The 18,358-nt window shown below is 51.2% G+C and carries 20 protein-coding genes; all 20 read left to right on the top strand.

What is annotated here, in order from left to right; genetic code table 11:
- Positions 1–10: 10 nt before the first annotated feature.
- The 20 genes from B5771_RS13065 to B5771_RS13160 all read left to right on the top strand — a co-directional run bounded on the left by B5771_RS13065 (position 11) and on the right by B5771_RS13160 (position 18,346).
- The gene (locus tag B5771_RS13065) at positions 11–859 is read left to right on the top strand and encodes a hypothetical protein (protein ID WP_088187911.1); all 849 of its coding nucleotides are present in this window, start codon (positions 11–13) and stop codon (positions 857–859) included.
- A gap of 221 nt (positions 860–1,080) precedes the next feature.
- Complete coding sequence (locus tag B5771_RS13070; protein WP_088187912.1) at positions 1,081–1,533, top strand: hypothetical protein; 453 nt, start codon at positions 1,081–1,083, stop codon at positions 1,531–1,533.
- A gap of 71 nt (positions 1,534–1,604) precedes the next feature.
- Positions 1,605–2,507: a conjugal transfer protein TrbL family protein gene (locus tag B5771_RS13075; protein WP_088187913.1), complete on the top strand. Its 903-nt coding sequence runs from the start codon at positions 1,605–1,607 to the stop codon at positions 2,505–2,507.
- Entirely contained in the window at positions 2,504–2,914 is a 411-nt protein-coding gene (locus B5771_RS13080; RefSeq protein ID WP_088187914.1) for a DUF4406 domain-containing protein, read from the top strand. Before B5771_RS13075 ends, B5771_RS13080 begins: the two co-directional genes overlap by 4 nt.
- Positions 2,911–4,803, top strand: a complete 1,893-nt coding sequence (locus B5771_RS13085) for a DNA cytosine methyltransferase (protein ID WP_088187915.1) — start codon at positions 2,911–2,913, stop codon at positions 4,801–4,803. The genes B5771_RS13080 and B5771_RS13085 overlap by 4 nt, the downstream gene beginning before the upstream one ends.
- The gene (locus B5771_RS13090; RefSeq protein ID WP_088187916.1) at positions 4,779–5,045 is read left to right on the top strand and encodes a hypothetical protein; all 267 of its coding nucleotides are present in this window, start codon (positions 4,779–4,781) and stop codon (positions 5,043–5,045) included. Before B5771_RS13085 ends, B5771_RS13090 begins: the two co-directional genes overlap by 25 nt.
- Positions 5,042–5,632, top strand: a complete 591-nt coding sequence (locus B5771_RS13095) for a hypothetical protein (protein WP_088187917.1) — start codon at positions 5,042–5,044, stop codon at positions 5,630–5,632. The genes B5771_RS13090 and B5771_RS13095 overlap by 4 nt, the downstream gene beginning before the upstream one ends.
- A 57-nt stretch (positions 5,633–5,689) precedes the next feature.
- Positions 5,690–7,519: a DUF87 domain-containing protein gene (locus B5771_RS13100; RefSeq protein ID WP_088187918.1), complete on the top strand. Its 1,830-nt coding sequence runs from the start codon at positions 5,690–5,692 to the stop codon at positions 7,517–7,519.
- A gap of 19 nt (positions 7,520–7,538) precedes the next feature.
- Positions 7,539–8,591: an amidoligase family protein gene (locus tag B5771_RS13105; RefSeq protein ID WP_088187919.1), complete on the top strand. Its 1,053-nt coding sequence runs from the start codon at positions 7,539–7,541 to the stop codon at positions 8,589–8,591.
- Between the two features lie 19 nt (positions 8,592–8,610).
- Complete coding sequence (locus B5771_RS13110) at positions 8,611–9,114, top strand: gamma-glutamylcyclotransferase family protein (protein ID WP_011462001.1); 504 nt, start codon at positions 8,611–8,613, stop codon at positions 9,112–9,114.
- 6 nt (positions 9,115–9,120) lie between these two features.
- Positions 9,121–10,266 carry a hypothetical protein gene (locus tag B5771_RS13115; protein ID WP_088187920.1) on the top strand — a complete coding sequence of 382 codons (1,146 nt, stop codon included), beginning with the start codon at positions 9,121–9,123 and terminating at the stop codon, positions 10,264–10,266.
- 5 nt (positions 10,267–10,271) lie between these two features.
- Positions 10,272–10,865: a DUF6329 domain-containing protein gene (locus B5771_RS13120; protein ID WP_088187921.1), complete on the top strand. Its 594-nt coding sequence runs from the start codon at positions 10,272–10,274 to the stop codon at positions 10,863–10,865.
- Between the two features lie 16 nt (positions 10,866–10,881).
- Positions 10,882–11,241: a DUF6103 family protein gene (locus tag B5771_RS13125; RefSeq protein WP_088187922.1), complete on the top strand. Its 360-nt coding sequence runs from the start codon at positions 10,882–10,884 to the stop codon at positions 11,239–11,241.
- A gap of 27 nt (positions 11,242–11,268) precedes the next feature.
- On the top strand, positions 11,269–12,150 hold the full coding sequence (locus tag B5771_RS13130; RefSeq protein ID WP_088187923.1) for a ParM/StbA family protein: 882 nt from the start codon (positions 11,269–11,271) through the stop codon (positions 12,148–12,150).
- Positions 12,151–12,154: 4 nt separating this feature from the next.
- Positions 12,155–12,448 carry a plasmid segregation centromere-binding protein ParR gene (locus tag B5771_RS13135; RefSeq protein WP_088187924.1) on the top strand — a complete coding sequence of 98 codons (294 nt, stop codon included), beginning with the start codon at positions 12,155–12,157 and terminating at the stop codon, positions 12,446–12,448.
- A 39-nt stretch (positions 12,449–12,487) separates the two neighbouring features.
- The gene (locus tag B5771_RS13140; RefSeq protein WP_242966832.1) at positions 12,488–12,973 is read left to right on the top strand and encodes a DUF3846 domain-containing protein; all 486 of its coding nucleotides are present in this window, start codon (positions 12,488–12,490) and stop codon (positions 12,971–12,973) included.
- A 15-nt stretch (positions 12,974–12,988) separates the two neighbouring features.
- Complete coding sequence (locus B5771_RS13145) at positions 12,989–13,243, top strand: DUF6103 family protein (protein WP_088187925.1); 255 nt, start codon at positions 12,989–12,991, stop codon at positions 13,241–13,243.
- A 416-nt stretch (positions 13,244–13,659) separates the two neighbouring features.
- On the top strand, positions 13,660–14,067 hold the full coding sequence (locus B5771_RS13150) for a hypothetical protein (protein ID WP_088187926.1): 408 nt from the start codon (positions 13,660–13,662) through the stop codon (positions 14,065–14,067).
- A gap of 2 nt (positions 14,068–14,069) precedes the next feature.
- A complete protein-coding gene (gene mobP3 / locus B5771_RS13155; protein ID WP_088187927.1) occupies positions 14,070–16,745 on the top strand; it encodes a MobP3 family relaxase in 2,676 nt (891 codons plus the stop codon).
- Positions 16,746–16,912: 167 nt separating this feature from the next.
- A complete protein-coding gene (locus B5771_RS13160) occupies positions 16,913–18,346 on the top strand; it encodes a DUF3991 domain-containing protein (RefSeq protein WP_088187928.1) in 1,434 nt (477 codons plus the stop codon).
- Positions 18,347–18,358: the final 12 nt, after the last annotated feature.

Consider the following 18,358-nt stretch of genomic DNA (forward strand, 5'->3'; position numbering starts at 1 on the left):
GGGAATTTTTATGAAAATTAAAGTAAGTGTAGTATTGTTAACCTTTATGCTGTTAATGTCTTTGTTACCAAGTAATGCCTTAGCTAGTGGTACTAACGAAGCCAATAGTGTATTATCTTCATATTTGGAGGCAACCCAAAAGAGTGATATTACTCAAATAGTAGCACTTTCCAATGATTCTCGGGTAACCCCCGATTCTGCCATTGAATTTTATACTCAAATACTTACCAATCAATCAGAACAACTTGTGGCCTACAAAATTTTAACTCAGGAAGTACTTTCGCCAACCTCATACAAATTCATAACGGAATTGACGTTTAAAAATGGAGATTCATCCCAAGTGCCGTTCACGTTAAGTGATGATAATGGACAATGGAAGGTTATAGTGACACCTGAATCGTTAGAAGATTCTAAGTATAAGGTAATAAAAGGTGAAAACCTAGTTTCAGGAGTTGGCGGTAAAATCAAGACTACCCCGGTAACTACTTCTAAGAATTTGGTCGCCTCTCCGGCTCTTACTTCACTGTGTAGCTGGTCATTTACTGGATTATATACTACTATGTACAGCATAAATTCATTTAGTATAAACTCTGTTTACAACCAGGCATTACTTCAAGGGCATCAGTATTCGACAGACCCACTCTCGGGTTATATTCCTAATATTCAATATGCGATTGTTCAACCCCATGTGTACGGTGATACAGTTTGGGGATCGACTAACTGTAGTGGAACTGGATATTATTCCTTTTTAATAAACGGAAGCTCTTCAACATTTAGCAATGCCAAAATGAGATTTACTATAGTCGGCGGAGGTCAATACGACAAAGCTGATGGAGATGGCAATGTATATAATAACTAACTGAAGAGGAAAGCATTACAGCGGTTTTTTATGAAGATGAGAATGGGAATAACTAAGTGTTGTAAAAGACACAAAAAAACAGCTGGAGAATTCATCTGGAAATTTGCAAATGAATAAATACTCAACGCGAGGGAGGAATAAATTTCCTCTCTTTTTTTATGTCATAAACTGAAAGTCTCACCTACATGACTGTTAAGAAATGGAGAGTAGGAGGTAAGAGAATGAATTACTTTGAACAGGAGCTGCGCAGGCTGTTCGGAAATGACACTAATATCACTGATAAAAGGTTTGTCGGAAGGGCTTTCTTCGGTAAGCTCACCGACAATCTCCGTGTCAGAATTGAGTTCGTCACGCTGGTTATAGCTGACCATTACGAGGCAGTCAAGGCAACCGTAATAAACCGTAACGACGGCCCGGTGGATGCCCTCACCCTGCGCTTCGCCGACCTGATCGGCAAGAAAATGGTCAGCAACCCAAACTTCAGGGATGGCATCACCCCGTATATATGGAAGTACGGGGACAAAATCGAGTGGTATGTCTACAAGCCGACAAAAGCTGACTACGATAAAATCTCCGGGGCTCTTAACGATTACTTTAACGTATTTCGTGAACCTACGCAGGAATTGGAACAGTCCGGCCAGAGCGAAAGAGGTCTGACAATGCAAGACATGTAAACTAAACAGTTTTCCGGGAGCTTGTGGAATGACAGGCTCCTTATTTTTTATCCGAAAGGAGGTGACCGTCCGTGTTCATATGGGATTTCGTCGCCGACACCGTGCTGGGGCAGATTGTTGACTGGCTCTACGGTCAGCTTATCGGCTTCCTCGGCAACTTCTTTGCCGAGATGGGCAATATGGGCGCCGACCTGTTCGAAATGAGTTGGGTGCAGTCCATCATCCTGTTTTTTGTTTATCTGGCTTGGGCGCTTTACGTCACAGGACTGGTAGTGTCGGCCTTTGAATGCGGCATTGAGTACCAATCCGGTCGGGGCAGCATCAAGGATGCAGCCATGAACGCGATCAAGGGCTTCATGGCTGTCAGCCTATTCTCAGTCGTGCCGGTGGAGCTATATAAGTTATCCATATCCCTGCAGAGCGGTCTGACGGCTGGAATCACTGGCTTTGACACTAATATCGGTACAGTCGCGTCCAGCATCATCACCGAGCTGAGTGCGGCCGGCAGCCTAGAAAACGCAGGCAGCACTGATGTTTTCGGCTTCGGAGCCATCACCAGCCCGATTATGATTCTTTTTGTCCTAATTCTTATGGGTTATGCGGTAATCAAAGTGTTTTTCGCTAACCTGAAAAGAGGCGGCATCCTGCTCATCCAGATTGCCGTGGGTTCACTGTACATGTTTTCTGTTCCGCGCGGCTATCTTGACGGTTTTGTCAGCTGGTGCAAGCAGATTATCGGTCTGTGTCTAACCGCTTTCCTGCAGTCCACCATCCTCATCGCTGGACTCATGGTGGTCAAGGATCATGCCCTGCTGGGGCTTGGGCTGATGCTGTCAGCCGGAGAGATTCCACGAATTGCAGGAGCCTTCGGACTTGATACCAGTACCAAGACCAACCTCATGAGCGCGGCCTATACCGCCCAGACTGCCGTCAACATGACAAGAACCGTGGTAAGGACGGTGGCTGCGAAATGAAGATGGTATATATCTGCTCTCCCTATGCCGGAGATGTCGAAAACAATATACGTTTTGCCAGAGCCGCGTGTCTCTATGCCTCAGAGCATGGCTGTGCGCCTGTGGCAGTTCACCTGTTGTACCCGCAGATTCTGGATGATAATGTACCCGCCCAGCGGGAAATTGGCATTCAGATGGGGCTGCGGGTACTGGCCTCATGCGACGAACTGTGGATCTGCGGATCGCGCATCAGCCACGGCATGAGCTGTGAAATCATTGAGGCAGAACGGATTGGCATCTCCGTCAGAAGCTTGTCAGCAGAACAAATTCAAGGAGGATGTCACATGAAGCAATTATCTTACGATGATAGAGAAAGAGAAATACTGCCGGAGGAAACGCCTTCCCCCGGCTTGAAGTTGCAGATATGACCATACCGCTGACCCTCGGAAGCCTGTTTGACGGGATCGGCGGATTCCCGCTGGCAGGCGTCCGGCAGGGCTTCACCCCTGTATGGGCCAGCGAGATCGAGCCGTTTCCCATTGAGGTTACGAAAATACGGTTCCCGGAAATGCTTCATGTTGGCGACATTGCAAAGCTAAAAGGAGCTGAACTTACCCCCGTGAACGTGGTCTGCGGGGGTTCGCCATGTCAGGATCTATCGGTTGCTGGAAAACGTGCCGGACTGCAGGGCGAGCGCTCCGGCCTATTTATGGAGCAGATCCGTGTCATAAAGGAGCTGAGAGAGCATGACGCGAGAACCAAACGAACAGCTGACCCTGTTCGACTTAGACCCAGATATATGGTCTGGGAAAACGTCCCAGGGGCTTTCTCCTCCGCAGACGGAGAGGACTTCCGCGCGGTGCTTGAGGAAACCTGCAGAATTGCTGACTGTACCGTATCTGTACCTCGACCTCCAGGAGGGGTATGGAAGCCTGCTGGGGCCATATTGGGAGATCAATTCTCACTTGCTTGGAGGGTATACGACGCTCAATACTGGTCCGTCCCACAAAGGCGCAAAAGAATCTATCTTATCGCAGATTTTGGAGGACACACCGCACCCCAAATATTATTTAAGCAAGACAGCCTGTTTGGGGATTCTGCGCCGGGCGAAGAAGCGCGGCAAGGAGCCGCCTCCTGTTCTGAAGCAGGCGCTGGAGATCCAGGCAGGAGTTCAGTCTGTATAGAAGCGGACAGCGGTCCCATTGCCTTTACCTGCAACCAGCGGGACGAGGTGCGGGATCTGCACGATGTGTCCGGAGCCATTCAAGCCCAGCCCGGCATGAAGCAGCAGACCTTTATAGCTACTGCCTTCTCAGTCGGTCAGGGTGAAAAGGCCGCAGGAATAGGCTATCAGGAGGAATGCGCTCCTACCCTAAAGGCGTCGGAAAACGGCTCCAACATGGTGCCGTCAGTCCTGTGCCTTAATGATCAGGGCGGAAGCATAATGAATGTAAGTCACAATATTACCGGTACTCTTCGCGCTCAGATGGACGGTCACCCTCCACTCGTGCTGGGCAACCAGCAAGGTGGCGCGGAAATTTGCATAAACCTGTGTCCGACTATTACATCGGCGGCAGGTACCAGCGGAAAGAATCAGCCGGTTTTGTTTGAAAATCACGGTATCGACTCCAGATATACCGGTCCACATAAGGTGGTGCCGACGATGTCCGCTAGGTATGGAACAGGCGGAAACAACGTACCGCTTATTTCACAGATGCAGGTTATTTCCGAGGATGAATGCGGAGAATCACCGCATCCGGAAACCTACTGCATCGCCGGAAACATTATAGATCGGCAGGATCACAACGGCGGCAACGGCATGGGCTTCCAGCCGAATATCAGCTACACATTGAACACTGCTGACCGCCATTGTGTATTCTCCCAGCAGCGGAGCGACGAATATGTTCACAACGATGTAGTCAGCACCCAGAGCGCAAGACAATACAAGGACTCTACGGATCTTATTTGTGAACTTGACGTTGCAGGCTTGGACTGCCGCAACGGTACGGAAAACGGAGAACTGAGCGGAACGCTGCAGTCCAAGACGGACGGAGGGTATTCCCTGAACAATTTGCATCCCGTCCGCGTCGGCAAGCTCATCCGGCGCTTGACCCCTCTGGAATGTGAAAGGCTTCAGGGCTTTCCCGACTACTGGACGGACATCCCTGGAGCCTCGGACAGCGCAAGATATAAAGCTCTCGGCAACAGCGTAGCGATTTCCTGTGTGGAACATGTACTCCAGGGGATAGCATATTTTTTACGCAAATTTTATGAAGAAATGGAGGAATCCGAATGTACATCTACCCTGACAACCTAAAATCCAAGGCGGTGCTGTGGCTGTGGCAGCTAAGGGACATCGGCGTCATAGGCGTCGGTCTTTTGCTATCTGTGTTTGCACTGGCGCAGCTGAAGCTTCTGCCGCCCATCGTCATTACGGCTCTATATGCCTTCCTTACCATTCGGTTTGACGATACCAGCATTCTCGATTTTATTAAATACGCCTGCGCCTTCTTTATAACGAAGCAGCAGACCTATGAATGGGGGTACGGAAAGCAATGAGCAGAAAAGGAAAAAAGACGACTAGGCAAAAGCAATATACCCGCCAGCTCATTAATACAAAAGGAACAACTGAATACAGCCTTCTGACCTACAGGGACGACGAGCTGGTGTATTTCATCATCAAGCCCACCAATATCTCCGTCCTGTCTGAGGAAAGTGTGTCGGCACGGATTTATGCATTGATGACAGTCCTTAAAGGAATGGCGGAGCTGGAATTTCTGTGCTTGAACAGCCGTGAAAACTTCGAGGATAATAAGCAGTTCCTGAAAAGACGCATGGAGTATGAGAGCAATCATGCCGTCCGCAGGCTTCTGGAGCAAGACTTAAGCCACCTTGACCGGATACAGGTACAGATGGCAACGGCCAGAGAATTCCTCGTGGTTATCCGGTTAAAGGGTGAAAAAGAAGCTGAGGTGCTCCCCTATTTGAACCGTATTGAAAAAACCTTACGGGAGCAGGGCTTCTCTGCCAGGCGAGCCGAGCGCGAGGACATAAAGAGCATGCTGGCAATCTATTTTGAGCAGAACGTCACCACTGAAAGGTTTGAGGACTTCGACGGAGAGCGTTGGACTATTCTGAACGAGTAAAAATCCTCAAACAGGACGGGCTGCGTTTATCTTATATCAGAAAAGGAAGTGAATCCTATGGCACATCAAAGCAAGGTGAAAGAGGCACAGGGAGAGGATGTCCGTGTTCAGGAATTCCTCGACATGATCGCACCCGGCATTATCAAATTCAACACCGACCACTTCATCTGCGGCAATACCTACCGCTCCGTTTGGGCGCTGCGCGAGTATCCAACTGCCACCGATGAACAGGCAATCCTGCGGCATCTCGGGGAGAAGGACGGAGTGACCCTGCACATCTACACTCGGCATGTAAGTCCTGTCGAGGAACGAAAAATCATCTCAAACGCCGCCAACAAGAACCGAATGCAACGGAGCAGCACCCAGGATCTGCAGCAGACTGTCACAGCAGAAAGCAATCTGCAGGACGTAGCGACCATCGTCGCACAGATGCATCGGAGCAAAGAGCCTCTCCTTCATGCGGCTGTCTTCATCGAGCTGTCTGCTCATGACCCCGACCAGCTGAAGCTGCTGCAGACCGAGGTGCTGACCGAGCTGGTACGGAGCAAGCTCAACGTGGATAGACTTCTGCTCAGACAGCAGCAGGGCTTTATTTCGGTTATGCCCTCCGGCTGGAATGTGTTCGGCGATCAGTTTGAACGGGTGCTGCCCGCAAGCGCTGTTGCCAATCTCTATCCCTTCAACTACAGCGGCAAGACAGACCCAAACGGCTTCTATCTCGGCAGGGATAAATTCGGAAGCAATATTCTCGTGGATTTCAACCGGAGAGCAGACGATAAGACCAACGCCAACATACTCATTCTCGGTAACTCCGGTCAAGGCAAGAGTTATCTGTTAAAGCTCATTCTCTGCAATCTCAGGGAATCCGGAATGAAAATCATCTGCCTTGACCCTGAGATGGAGTTTGAGGATCTCACCAACAACCTCGGCGGCTGCTTCATCGACCTGATGACCGGAGAGTACATCATCAATGTTCTGGAACCTAAGACATGGGATGAAGCTGGTGATCCGAAGGATACCGAAGCGCCCCAGGCATTCCGGCAGACCAGCAAGCTCAGTCAGCATATCAGCTTTCTCAAGGACTTTTTCCGAGTCTACAAGGATTTCGATGGCCGCCAGATTGACACTATCGAGATCATGCTGAGCAAGCTCTATGATAAATGGAGCATCACCGATCACAGCAACTTTGACCGGCTGAAGCCTGATGATTATCCCATCCTGTCCGACCTGTACGAGTTGATTGAGTCTGAATATAAGGAATTCGACGAGAGAAAACGCCAGCTCTATACAGCAGAAACACTGCGGGAAATCTGTCTTGGACTTCACTCCCTGTGCAAGGGCGCGGAGTCTAAATTCTTCAACGGGCACACCAACATCATAAGCAGTGAGTTCGTGACCTTCGGCGTCAAAGGGCTTCTGCAGGCCAGCAATAACTTGCGAAACGCCCTGCTGTTCAACGTACTGTCCTACATGAGCAACGAGCTTCTCACCGCAGGCAACACCGCCGCCAGCATCGACGAGTTCTATCTGTTCCTTTCCAATCTGACGGCCGTGGAGTATGTGAGGAACTTCATGAAGCGTGTCCGTAAAAAGGATTCGGCTGTTATCCTCTCCAGTCAGAACCTTGAGGATTTCAATATCGACGGTATAAGGGAGTATACCAAACCACTGTTTTCTATACCGGCCCACGCTTTTCTGTTCAACGCAGGCAATATCGATAAGCGGTTCTATATGGACACCCTCCAGCTGGAGGAATCGGAATACAACCTGATCCGCTATCCCCAGCGTGGCGTTTGTCTGTATAAATGCGGAAATGAACGATACAATCTCATGGTTCAGGCTCCGGAACACAAGGCAAAGCTCTTCGGAAAGGCAGGTGGCCGATAATGGGAGGCGGTGATATGACATGGACATGAAGGAGCAGCGCTTCGGCATTGAGATTGAAATGACAGGATTGTCCCGCCAGCGTGCCGCACAGGTGCTATCGGAATATTTCGGACGGCCTGCCAATTTTGACGGCGGGTATTACGGTGAATATTCCGTACTGGACAGCCAGAGCTGCCGTTGGAAGGTCATGAGCGACGGCAGCATAAAAACAGAAAAGAAAGAAGGGCGTCAGATTGTAACGGCAGATAACACCTACAGCGTGGAGCTGGTCAGTCCTATCTGCCGCTATGAGGACATCGAAACCATACAGGAGATTGTTCGCAGGCTTCGGCAGGCCGGAATGATTGCAAATAAGTCCTGCGGTATCCACATCCACCTGGACGCCTCTCCCCACAACGCCAACACCCTGCGAAACATCACCAACATTATGGCCTCCAAGGAGGATCTGATCTACAAGGCCATGCAGGTGGAGGTGGCAAGGGAGCGGCAGTATTGCAAGAAGGTGGAGCAGAGCTTTCTGGATGAAATCAACCGTAAAAAGCCGAAAACCCTGAACGAGGTCAGCCGTATCTGGTACAACGGCGGCGACGGTCACCGCGAGCATTACCACAACAGCCGGTATCACTGCCTCAACCTGCACAGTGTGTTCCAGAAGGGCACTATCGAGTTTCGGCTTTTTAATTCCACCACTCACGCAGGCAAGATCAAGGCATACATCCAGCTCTGCCTTGCCATCTCCGCGCAGGCTCTCAACCAGCGGTGCGCCAGCCGCCAGAAAACCCGAAGCACCAACGAGAAATATACCTTCCGAACCTGGCTCCTTAGGCTGGGGCTTATCGGTGACGAATTCAAAACCGCCCGGCTTCATCTGCTGGAGCATCTGGACGGCTGTATTGCCTGGAAGGACCCGGCGCAAGCCCTTCAGCAAAAGGAACGGTTAAGGCAGAAAAAAGAAAAGGAGCTGGCTGAAGCGGCACAATCGGCATCGCCTCAGCAGGAGCAGACAACCGAAAACGAACAGGAACAGGCCGGGGTGATGTACGAAAGCCCCGGCCTTTCCATGTCAATGTAGCAAGGAGGAATGAAGAAAAATGAAATCCGAAAACCTTTACATCGCCTACGGCAGCAACCTCAACCTGCCGCAGATGGCATTCCGCTGCCCGACCGCAAAGGTAGTCGGCGCCAGCGAGATCAAGGGTTATGAACTGCTGTTCCGAGGCGGACGGAAAAGTGCCGTCGCAACCGTGGAGCCGCTCAAAGGTTCCAGCGTTCCTGTTCTTCTGTGGAAGCTGAAGGAACGTGATCTGCAGTCGCTCGACCGCTATGAGGGATTTCCGTCTTTCTACCGCAAGGAGATTCTTGAAGTGGAACTGAGAGGCAAGACTGTTCCCGCCATGGTCTACATCATGAATGACGGACATCCCTTCGGATCGCCCTCAGATTATTACCTAAACACCATACTGGAGGGCTACCAATCGGCAGGCTTTGACACCGAATTTTTGGAGCAGGCCGTGGAGAAATCCATCCGTCTGGCGAGAGAGCAGCAGGAACGGGAACCGGATCAGGGCACGCTGTTCGATCTGAAATGGTGGTGATGTCCCTTGGCAGCTCCCGCAGCAGTTACTCTTGCGGTCAAGGCCGCCGTCGCTTTCGCCACCGACAAACGGACGTGGAAAGCGGTAGGAATGGTGGTCGCCTCTATATTGATGCCCATCATCCTGATCCTTGTGATGATCTCCAGCATCCTCTCGGCAGGCTCTGACCACAACAAAGCCGCCATAGATCTGTCCTTCAACGGAGGAAGAATTCCTGCTGCCATGCCCGCAGAATATGCGTCGCATATCAGCAATATGAGCGAATGTTTAGGTGTTCTGGATGAAGCAATATCCGAGGTTGAAGCCCAGATGGAAGGCGGTGCCTTGGACAACATCCGTATCAAATCCATTTTTTATTCTCTGTATTTCGGCGCTGAAAATCTGTCTTTGTCCGCATCTGAAGCCCGCGCCTTTGTCGATTGCTTTGTAGCTTCTGAGGACGACGCTGCTGTGCCGGTCGGCCTGAACGCCGCATATGAAAAGCTGTCCCTGTCAGGTGAAGCGGTTAACAGCGAGGTCAAAACCAACGCTCAGAAAATCTATGAGAGAATGGTGTTCGGCGGCGCGGGCACGTTCAACGGAGAGATTGAACGCGGCGGTACAGGAAGTGCCGTACTGGATATCTCCTCGTTCACAGTTCCGACGACGAAGAACAACCTGGATCTGGTCGCCTATGCCGAGCAAGCCTTTGACTCCGGTTGGGGCTATGTCTGGGGTACATACGGCGACGTTCTTACAGAATCTCTGTTCAGCTCTAAGCTGGAGCAGTACCCTGACGGCGTTGGTAATTACGAAAGCTTCATTCGTGACAACTGGCTCGGAGGCAGGACGACGGACTGCGTCGGCCTGATAAAAGGCTATGGCTGGCTTGATCCAAACACTATGGAAATCGAGTACGGTACCAACGACATGCCGGATATCAGCGCGGACAGCATGTATAAAAGCGCGGCGGTTTCAGGCTCCATGGATACCATGCCTGACGTCCCAGGTCTTGCTGTGTGGAAGTCCGGACACATCGGAATCTATGTCGGAAACGGCAAGGTTATCGAAGCCATGGGTACAAAATATGGCGTCGTCAAAACAAATCTCGCTGACCGTTCATGGTCGGCGTGGCTTGAAATTCCCTACATCAACTACAACTTAGGAGAGTGAAAATCATGCTTAATCTGCAGGCAATCTTTGCAAGGAAGGCTGACGATTATCCCGTATGGGACTGTGTAATCGAAAAAATCGTCGAGCTTCCGGAAGCCGAATACAAGTATTTCAAATCCGCTCCACTCCGGGATATGCCCTTTATTGCCGAGAATACAGATCTCATGCACCGGGATGAAAATGGGGTATTCCACTGTCTGCTGGTGCTGGGTGAGGAATCATCTGACGGCATCCTGATCGAATCGGAGGGATACAATTACGCCCGGTTCTCCAGCTTCATGCCGGGAGCGCGTGAATTTGTAACCGCACGCTTGAACCAGCTGGCTGACCAAATCATCCGTGAGAGTACGCAAAATACCTCCAACGGAACATGGGCAGTTTACTTTGACGAGATACTGGAGCGGTATCATGTTCCCGTTTCGCATAATAACGGCGTTAGCACCATGCTCCAAAAAATCCTTGAAGCAAGGCCGGAGCTGGCGGAGCTTGGGCCGATGGAGAACGGCTTCGACATGGTTTTCTATCTGGATTATTGCCCGAATCTCGACAAAAACGAGATACCGGAACCCGAACCGCCTGTAATGCAGATGAATTTATAAAGGAGGAAATCACACTATGAGTACAACCGAATTAAAGATCCCCTTCCCTTCGGAGAGGCTGGACGCCCTCCGTTTTTTCATGGAGAAAAAGGATCAGACCGTAGAGCAGGAGCTGAGGGATTATCTCAACAAGACCTACGAGCGGCTGGTTCCTGCCAATGTCCGCGAGTATGTGGAAAGCCGTTTGGAGCCGGAAACGACTCAGGAACAGACAGCGGAAATCCAATCGGCTCCTGCTCCGAGAGAGCGTCAGCCTCGAACCTCCCGCCGACAGCGGGAACAGGCTGCGGCAGAAGCGCCTTCCGCTCCGGAGGCTCTGACAGAGGCTGAAACCCTCGCCGAGGAAGAAGCCCAGGGCATGACCATGAGCATGTAAACCGCAGAAAAGAAGGAGGTGATGATTATGATAAAGCTTGGTGTGGACAACGGAAACTACAACACCAAATCCTCGGAGGGGATGCTCTATGCCTCCGGGCATGCCGCAAGCGACAAAGAATTCATTGTACCAGAGATGCAGCTCTTTTTCGAGGGCAAGTATTATGCCGTCGGTGAGCGTCGTCTGCGTTTTCAACAGGATAAGACCAGGGAGCCGGATACATTTATTTTGACGCTCCCGGCAATTGCGGACGCTATGAAAAAGGCAGGGACAACCAATGCTGAAATCGCCCTTAGCGTAGGGTTGCCCATCGACAGCTACGGCACACAGAAGGAAGCCTTCAGGCGATATTTCCTGCGTGACAACATCTCGTTCCGTTTCGAGGGAGCTCTCTACCGCTGCCGAATTGCGGAATGCAAGGTGTTCGCGCAGGGACATGCGGCGCTGTGCAGGTATTATCCGCAGCTTAAGGATTACCGAAGCATAACGCTGGTGGACATCGGCGGTTATACGGTGGATATTCTTACGCTTCATGATTTCCGGCTTGACAGGTCGAGTTGTGCCAGTCTCCGCATGGGTACCATCACCCTATACAGCCGGATTCAGGATACGCTCCAGCGCAGTGACATTCTCCTGTCAGATGGGCTCATCACGGATGCTATACGCGGGGAGATCCAGCATACCGACAGCAAGTTGATTGGGGCTGTTGTAGAGCAGACCGTGACCGCCTATTGCAAGGAGCTGTTCAATGCGCTCCGTGAACGCGGATTGGATCTGCGGCTCCCCATAGTGTTTGCGGGCGGCGGCGCTGAGCTGCTGGAACCCAGGCTGCACGAAAACAGCCTGAATACGGTGGCGGTGCTAAACCGGTTCGCCAACGCGGACGGCTACAAGTTCCTGATGGGGTGAGCCTATGTCCGAGCGAAAAAGATATTATTTATCCTTCGATATGGACAACCCAAGGCACCGGGAGGCAGAGGCGCTGTTTGCACGGCAGGCCAGCAGACAGCGCACTGAATATGTGGTCAACAGCATTCTGACGGCACATCAGTCGGAAATTCTGGATCAGATTGTACGGCAAGCAATCAGGGACGAACTAAGAAATGCTGCGCCGCAGCTTCAACTCACACTGCCGGGGGAAACGGACACTGATGTTCAGCTGTCCGATCTGCCCGGCAGTCTGATCCATGCGTTGGAGGAATTGTAACCATGTTGGCTCACTTTCCTGTCTTCCTTTTACGGAGGAGTGGAAAATACACCAACATGGCTCACTTTTCCTCAAACAACAGCCTGTGCAGCAGGAGCAGCCAGCAGAGCCGGAGGAAACCCAAGATATGACAAGAGTATGTTGGAGGCGAACATGGAGAAAACGATCAAAGTGATAATGGTGGAACCGATGAAGGAACCCTATCCTGCTGAAGTTGAAAACACTTTGGAAGGATTGCAGAAGGCGGTTGGAGGATATATTGAAACGGTATATCTGGATGATTATGTTGTTCTGGTTTGCAATGAAGAGGGAAAGCTGATCGGGCTTCCTGGCAATCGTTCTCTTGGAAACGACATCATTGCCGGTACATTTTTTGTGGTTGGCAGCAATGATGATGGGGATTTTGTGTCGCTGACTGAGGATAAAATCCGGCAGTACAGTGATCGATTTCAAAAGACGGAAACCTTTACCCAGGAACAGGTGGAGAATGCTTCCGTTATATTTTCATTAGATTTTAGCAAATGAAAGGAGTAAAGCTGCATGAAAAAAGGTACTGTACAGATCAGCTTTGAAGCTGAAAAGCTTCGTGCCATACACCAGTACATGAAGGACGAAACAGAACTGCAGGCTGAACTGGATACATTGCTGCAGACACTGTATGAGACGCACGTTCCCGCTCCTGTCCGGGAGTACATCGAAGGTCTGGATAATAGCGTGATGGACGTCCCTAAACGCAGCACACGCCCGGCAGCTCCTGCAGGACATAGTAGTCCAGTTGCAGACAGCGATGAATAACAACCTGCAAACGGGATGTTACCGCCTGTGTGCCCCTGTGTCGCGTTTTGACGGCAGGGGTGGCATCGTAACACCTGTGGGCAGGATAATACCCCATGTTGAGGCTATGTAAAAGAATTCGGGGAAAGACGAAAACAATCTCGGTAGTATGCCTAATAACCACCAATTTGAGGGGTGAACCATGGGGTCGAAAACCATGCAGGTTAAAGGCAGGTGGTCGCTTTGCGACCTCCTGCCGCTTCACACCGCCCCGCAACGCGGGTCGGAGAGTTTGGACGGGTACACCTGAAATGGAGTTTGGTCACCCTTCAGGTGGTCAAAAGCTCCTAAAAGTTGGCTTAAACACAGAAGATACAGGCTTTTCCAGGGTACACCCGAAAGGTTGTTCCGGAAAATTTCAGTAAGGAGGACTCACTATGCAGGAGGAAACAAAGGACCGCATCCCGCTCTGGCTCTACCCCAGCACAATAGAATGTATGGATGCGCTTTTAGAAAAGGATAACTGCAAAAGCAGGAGCGAATTCATTGAAAAGGCCGTCCGGTTTTACAGCGGCTACATTTCGGCGGAGGATGGCATGAAGTTTTTGCCGACCGCCATCACCTCGGCTATGACAGGTATCGTCAACACCTTGGAAAACCGCATGGCGCGTCTCATCTTCAAGCTGGCGGTGGAGATGTCCATGATGATGAATATACTTGCTTCTACTGCTGAGGTTGATGAAAACACTCTGCGCCGATTACGCGGCAAGTGCGTGAACGACGTAAAGAAATCGGTGGGCTCTGTGACCTTCGAGGATGTTGCGAAATTCCAAAAGGGTGAATAACCATGCCGAGAATTATCTTCAAATGTCGGTACTTAAAAAAATCAGCGGTTCATCTTGAGAACCTTGTGGAGTATGTAGCGACGCGGGACGGCGTGGAGAAAATACCTGCCGTCTCCCGCGACAGTCCCGCCTCGCAGAAACAGAAAATGCTCATCAAAGATATCCTCGCTCAGTTTCCTGATACCGCGGATGTGTTCGAGTACGAGGACTATCTCAAACATCCAACTGCGGAAAATGCTTCGGAATTCATCAGCTCAGCACTGGATCAGAATCTGGATCAACTGTCCCATCAGGAGATCTATGTCAATTACATCGCTACCCGTCCCCGTGCTGAGAAGCTGGGGACCCATGGACTGTTTTCCGATGAGGAAACGCCGCTGGTGCTGTCAAAGGTGATGGAGGAAGTTGCCAAGCATACCGGAAATGTCTGGACTCCTATCATTTCTCTGCGGCGGGAGGATGCCGCCCGGCTTGGTTATGATAATGCAGCCGCATGGATGGCGCTAATCCGGAAACAGCGGAATATCTTTGCCGAGCAGATGAAGATTGCACCGGAAAACCTTCGCTGGTATGCGGCCTTTCATAACGAAGGGCATCATCCTCACTGCCACATGCTGGTGTACTCAGTGAATCCCCGTGAAGGGTATGTCACCAAGCCCGCCATCGAAAAGATGCGAAGCACCCTGGCTAGGGAGATCTTTCAACAGGATCTCATTCAGATTTATGCAGAGCAGACCGCACAGAGAAATACGCTTTATGAACAGAGCCATGAAGCCCTGAAAGAAATCATCGGCAGAATGAGCGGTGTGTGTGAAAGCGGTATCATTGAAAGTCTGCTCTCACATCTGGCAGAGCGTCTCAGGCATACATCCGGTAAAAAACAATACGGCTATCTCAAAGCACCCTTGAAGGCCATCGTGAATCAGGTCGTGGATGAGCTGGCAAAGGATGCGCGTGTGGCGGAGGCCTATGTAAAATGGTCAGAGCTTCGCAGCGAGGTGCTGCGCACATATACGGATAGGCTCCCCGATCCTGTTCCGTTATCGCAGCAGAAAGAATTTAAGAATATTAGGAATATGGTGATCGCAGAAGCAATGAACATTGGCGGTCACCATTTCACCTTTGAGGGGGATAACCCGGCAGACGAACTGCCTGAAGAAGCCGAAGAATTCATTTCCGTAATGCTGGGGGATGAATACATGCCGGTCACGGATGAAGCGCCGGAGGACTGTGAGGGTATACCGTTCTCAGCTTCGGAGGGTTCACCCCTCCAGGATTCGGATGAGACTGATTTCGGCAAATCGTACATCGAGTGGAGTGATCGATATATGAAGGCCCGTACCTTTCTCTATGGCAGCGATGAGGCGGAGCCTGACTTTGAGCGGGCTCTCCGCTTGTTTTTGGAGGAAGCCGAAGGCGGAAATGTTCTAGCCATGCATGACCTCGGCAGGATGTACGCTGATGGGCTCGGCGTGGATATGAATGCAGAAACCGCATTTGCCTGGTACGAAAAAGCCCTCTCAGCATTCCTGGACATTGAAGCAAATAAAGAAAGCCGGTATGTGGAATGCCGCATCGGTAAAATGCACGCGGCTGGGCTCGGTACGGAACAGGATTATGTGGAAGCGGCAGGATGGTTTGAAATGGCGGCTTCCCGAAATCACAAATATGCTCAATATTCTCTTGCCGGTCTGTACTGCCGGGGGCAGGGCGTGGAACAGGACTACGATATGGCGTTCCGGCTCTACGGTAAATCTGCCGCCCAGCGCGTTCCATATGCTAATTACGAGCTGGCGAAAATGTACCGGGAAGGTATCGGCACAGAGAAGGACGCCGAGGAAGCGGAGCTGAATTTTGAGAAAGCCTTTTATGGCTTTAAGCGTCTCGAGGAACAAAGCCATGCCGATAAACTCCAATACCGCCTTGGGCAGATGCTCTATACCGGAACTGGAACGGAAGAGGACCTGGATACGGCTATCGGATATTTTGAAAAAGCCGCTCGCCTCGGCAATGTCCATGCTCGGTATATGCTGGGCAGGGTTTATCTGGACGAGGACAGAGGACACAGAAATTCAGAGAAAGCTGTCCTGTGGCTGACCAAGGCTGCGGATAACGGCAGCAGCCCTGCTCAATTTGCCCTGGGCAAGCTCTATCGTGACGGCAGTCATGTGAATGTGGATATTGCAAAAGCGGTGGAGCTGTTCACGAAAGCAGCAGAGCAGAACAATTCATTCGCTCAGTATCACCTTGGAAAGCTCTTCATGCTGGGACAGGATGTACCCAAGGATGTAGAAACAGCTGTCGAATGGCTGACTATGTCCGCAGAACTGGGAAACCAGTACAGTCAGTATGCTCTTGGCAAGCTGTATCTTATGGGCAGGGATGTTCCCAGCGACCGGGAAGCCGCCATGCGCTGGCTTACGCTATCGGCTGAACAAGGCAACATTTATGCGGAGTTTTTCCTCAACCATCCGGATGCCTTCCGTGATCCTCCTCTCTTCCTGGCGGCAACAAGGCTTCTGCATCATCTGAGCCGGATATTCCAGGAGGAACAGAGAAAGCTTCTCAAAGCACCGGTGACGGAAGTGGACAGCAAGCTGCGCCGAAAAATCCGTGAGAAAAAGATCGCCCAAGGGCATGCCTGGGACGATCATGAACTCAAGCAAACAACCTATTAATACAAAGGAGGGTTTCCATGCAGATGCAATATCCAAAACAGCTCCGTAAAAAAGAACCGATTCCCGAAAAAATCAAACCGACATCATTCAAACCATCCGCTCACCGGCGGGTGGCTTTTTTTCGCCGGTGTAGTAAGCGTAAACGCTGACGAAGGGGGTAGTGGAGTATGGCATATATTCACTTTACAGACGAACAAAAACAACGGGCCAATTCAGTGGATTTGGTGGACTTCCTCCAACGGCAGGGCGAACAGCTCGTTCGCTCCGGCCGTGAGTGGCGCTGGAAACGCTTCGACAGCGTGACCGTGCTCGGCAGTCAGTGGTTCCGCCATTCCCGGAAAGAAGGCGGCCATGCCATCGACTTCTTACAGCAGTTCTATGACATGAGCTTTCCCGAAGCTGTAACGCTGCTCCTCGGCGGCGAGTCCGGTGTGGAATGGAACCAGACCTCCAAGAGTGCGCCGCCTCCGCGAAAATCCTTTGCGCTGCCGGAAGCCAATCAGGATATGCGCCGAGTGTTTGCCTATCTGATCAAGCAGCGCTTCATAGACCGGGAGGTACTGACGCACTTCGCCCATGAAAAGCTGATTTATGAGGACAAGGAATACCACAACGCTGTGTTTGTCGGACTGGATGAAAACGGCGTTCCCCGTCATGCTCACAAGCGCGGAACCTACACCCAGGGAGAGCCATACAAGGGCAATGAGGAAGGCAGTGATCCGAAATACAGCTTTCACTGGCTTGGAGAGAGCGTCGCACTTTATGTATTTGAGGCGCCGGTGGATATGCTGTCGTTCATCACCCTGAATAAAGATGGCTGGAAGCAGTACAGCTATGTCACGCTTGACGGTGTGTCGGAACACGCTATGCTCTGTCAGCTGGATACGAATCCACGGCTGAAAAATATTGTGCTGTGCCTGGACCATGACGAGGCAGGCATCGAAGCCAGCGGCCGCCTGAAGGATATTCTGCAGGAGAAGGGCTATGCGAATATTTCTGTATTTCAGTCACAGCACAAGGACTGGAACGAGGATCTGAAAGCCAGGCATGGCGTCGCTCCCATCCCGGCACGGGAGCATCCGAAGCTGGAGCTTCTGCCTAAGGTGTACGCAGAACTGTACGATTTGTGCAAAGCTCTTTCAGCGCATAAAGATATTGACTTCTTCCTCGCAGAGTGCGCCGAGACGGTGGAACCGCTTCTTGCCTCCGGCAAAACAGCGGCGCTGAATACGGAAGCTGTTCAGGATTGTCTGCAGTGTATGGCAGCGGGCGCACTGACAGCCATGCAAAGGCAGCTGCGCCAGATGGAACCGCCTGTGACAATAGAGCAGCTTATTCAAAAGCTGCAGAACAGCTACCGCCCCCATGAGGATCGGGGCTGGCTTCGTACCAAGGCGGAGCAGCTGCGCCAGGATGCCTCGGATATAAGCCGTCAGCTTCAGACATCCGGTATCCGCACGCTGGAGGATAAAGAAAAGCTCCTGTCCACCTATCAGCGTCTCGCAATGGACAGCGTCAAAACCGTGATGTTTGTTGAGCAGGAGCTGCCGTCAATGCTTCCGGCGCAGGAGCAGGCAGTAAATTTTTCGATGACCATGTAAAGGAGGGATCGA

This window comes from Desulfosporosinus sp. FKA, assembly GCF_002196785.1.
Classification (GTDB): domain Bacteria; phylum Bacillota; class Desulfitobacteriia; order Desulfitobacteriales; family Desulfitobacteriaceae; genus Desulfosporosinus; species Desulfosporosinus acididurans.

Coding starts and splice junctions, on each gene's coding strand:
- B5771_RS13065 (WP_088187911.1), top strand. CDS start 11: ATGAAAATTAAAGTAAGTGTAGTATTGTTAACCTTTATGCTGTTAATG.
- B5771_RS13070 (WP_088187912.1), top strand. CDS start 1,081: ATGAATTACTTTGAACAGGAGCTGCGCAGGCTGTTCGGAAATGACACT.
- B5771_RS13080 (WP_088187914.1), top strand. CDS start 2,504: ATGAAGATGGTATATATCTGCTCTCCCTATGCCGGAGATGTCGAAAAC.
- B5771_RS13085 (WP_088187915.1), top strand. CDS start 2,911: ATGACCATACCGCTGACCCTCGGAAGCCTGTTTGACGGGATCGGCGGA.
- B5771_RS13090 (WP_088187916.1), top strand. CDS start 4,779: ATGTACATCTACCCTGACAACCTAAAATCCAAGGCGGTGCTGTGGCTG.
- B5771_RS13095 (WP_088187917.1), top strand. CDS start 5,042: ATGAGCAGAAAAGGAAAAAAGACGACTAGGCAAAAGCAATATACCCGC.
- B5771_RS13100 (WP_088187918.1), top strand. CDS start 5,690: ATGGCACATCAAAGCAAGGTGAAAGAGGCACAGGGAGAGGATGTCCGT.
- B5771_RS13105 (WP_088187919.1), top strand. CDS start 7,539: ATGGACATGAAGGAGCAGCGCTTCGGCATTGAGATTGAAATGACAGGA.
- B5771_RS13110 (WP_011462001.1), top strand. CDS start 8,611: ATGAAATCCGAAAACCTTTACATCGCCTACGGCAGCAACCTCAACCTG.
- B5771_RS13120 (WP_088187921.1), top strand. CDS start 10,272: ATGCTTAATCTGCAGGCAATCTTTGCAAGGAAGGCTGACGATTATCCC.
- B5771_RS13125 (WP_088187922.1), top strand. CDS start 10,882: ATGAGTACAACCGAATTAAAGATCCCCTTCCCTTCGGAGAGGCTGGAC.
- B5771_RS13130 (WP_088187923.1), top strand. CDS start 11,269: ATGATAAAGCTTGGTGTGGACAACGGAAACTACAACACCAAATCCTCG.
- B5771_RS13135 (WP_088187924.1), top strand. CDS start 12,155: ATGTCCGAGCGAAAAAGATATTATTTATCCTTCGATATGGACAACCCA.
- B5771_RS13145 (WP_088187925.1), top strand. CDS start 12,989: ATGAAAAAAGGTACTGTACAGATCAGCTTTGAAGCTGAAAAGCTTCGT.
- B5771_RS13150 (WP_088187926.1), top strand. CDS start 13,660: ATGCAGGAGGAAACAAAGGACCGCATCCCGCTCTGGCTCTACCCCAGC.
- mobP3 (WP_088187927.1), top strand. CDS start 14,070: ATGCCGAGAATTATCTTCAAATGTCGGTACTTAAAAAAATCAGCGGTT.
- B5771_RS13160 (WP_088187928.1), top strand. CDS start 16,913: ATGGCATATATTCACTTTACAGACGAACAAAAACAACGGGCCAATTCA.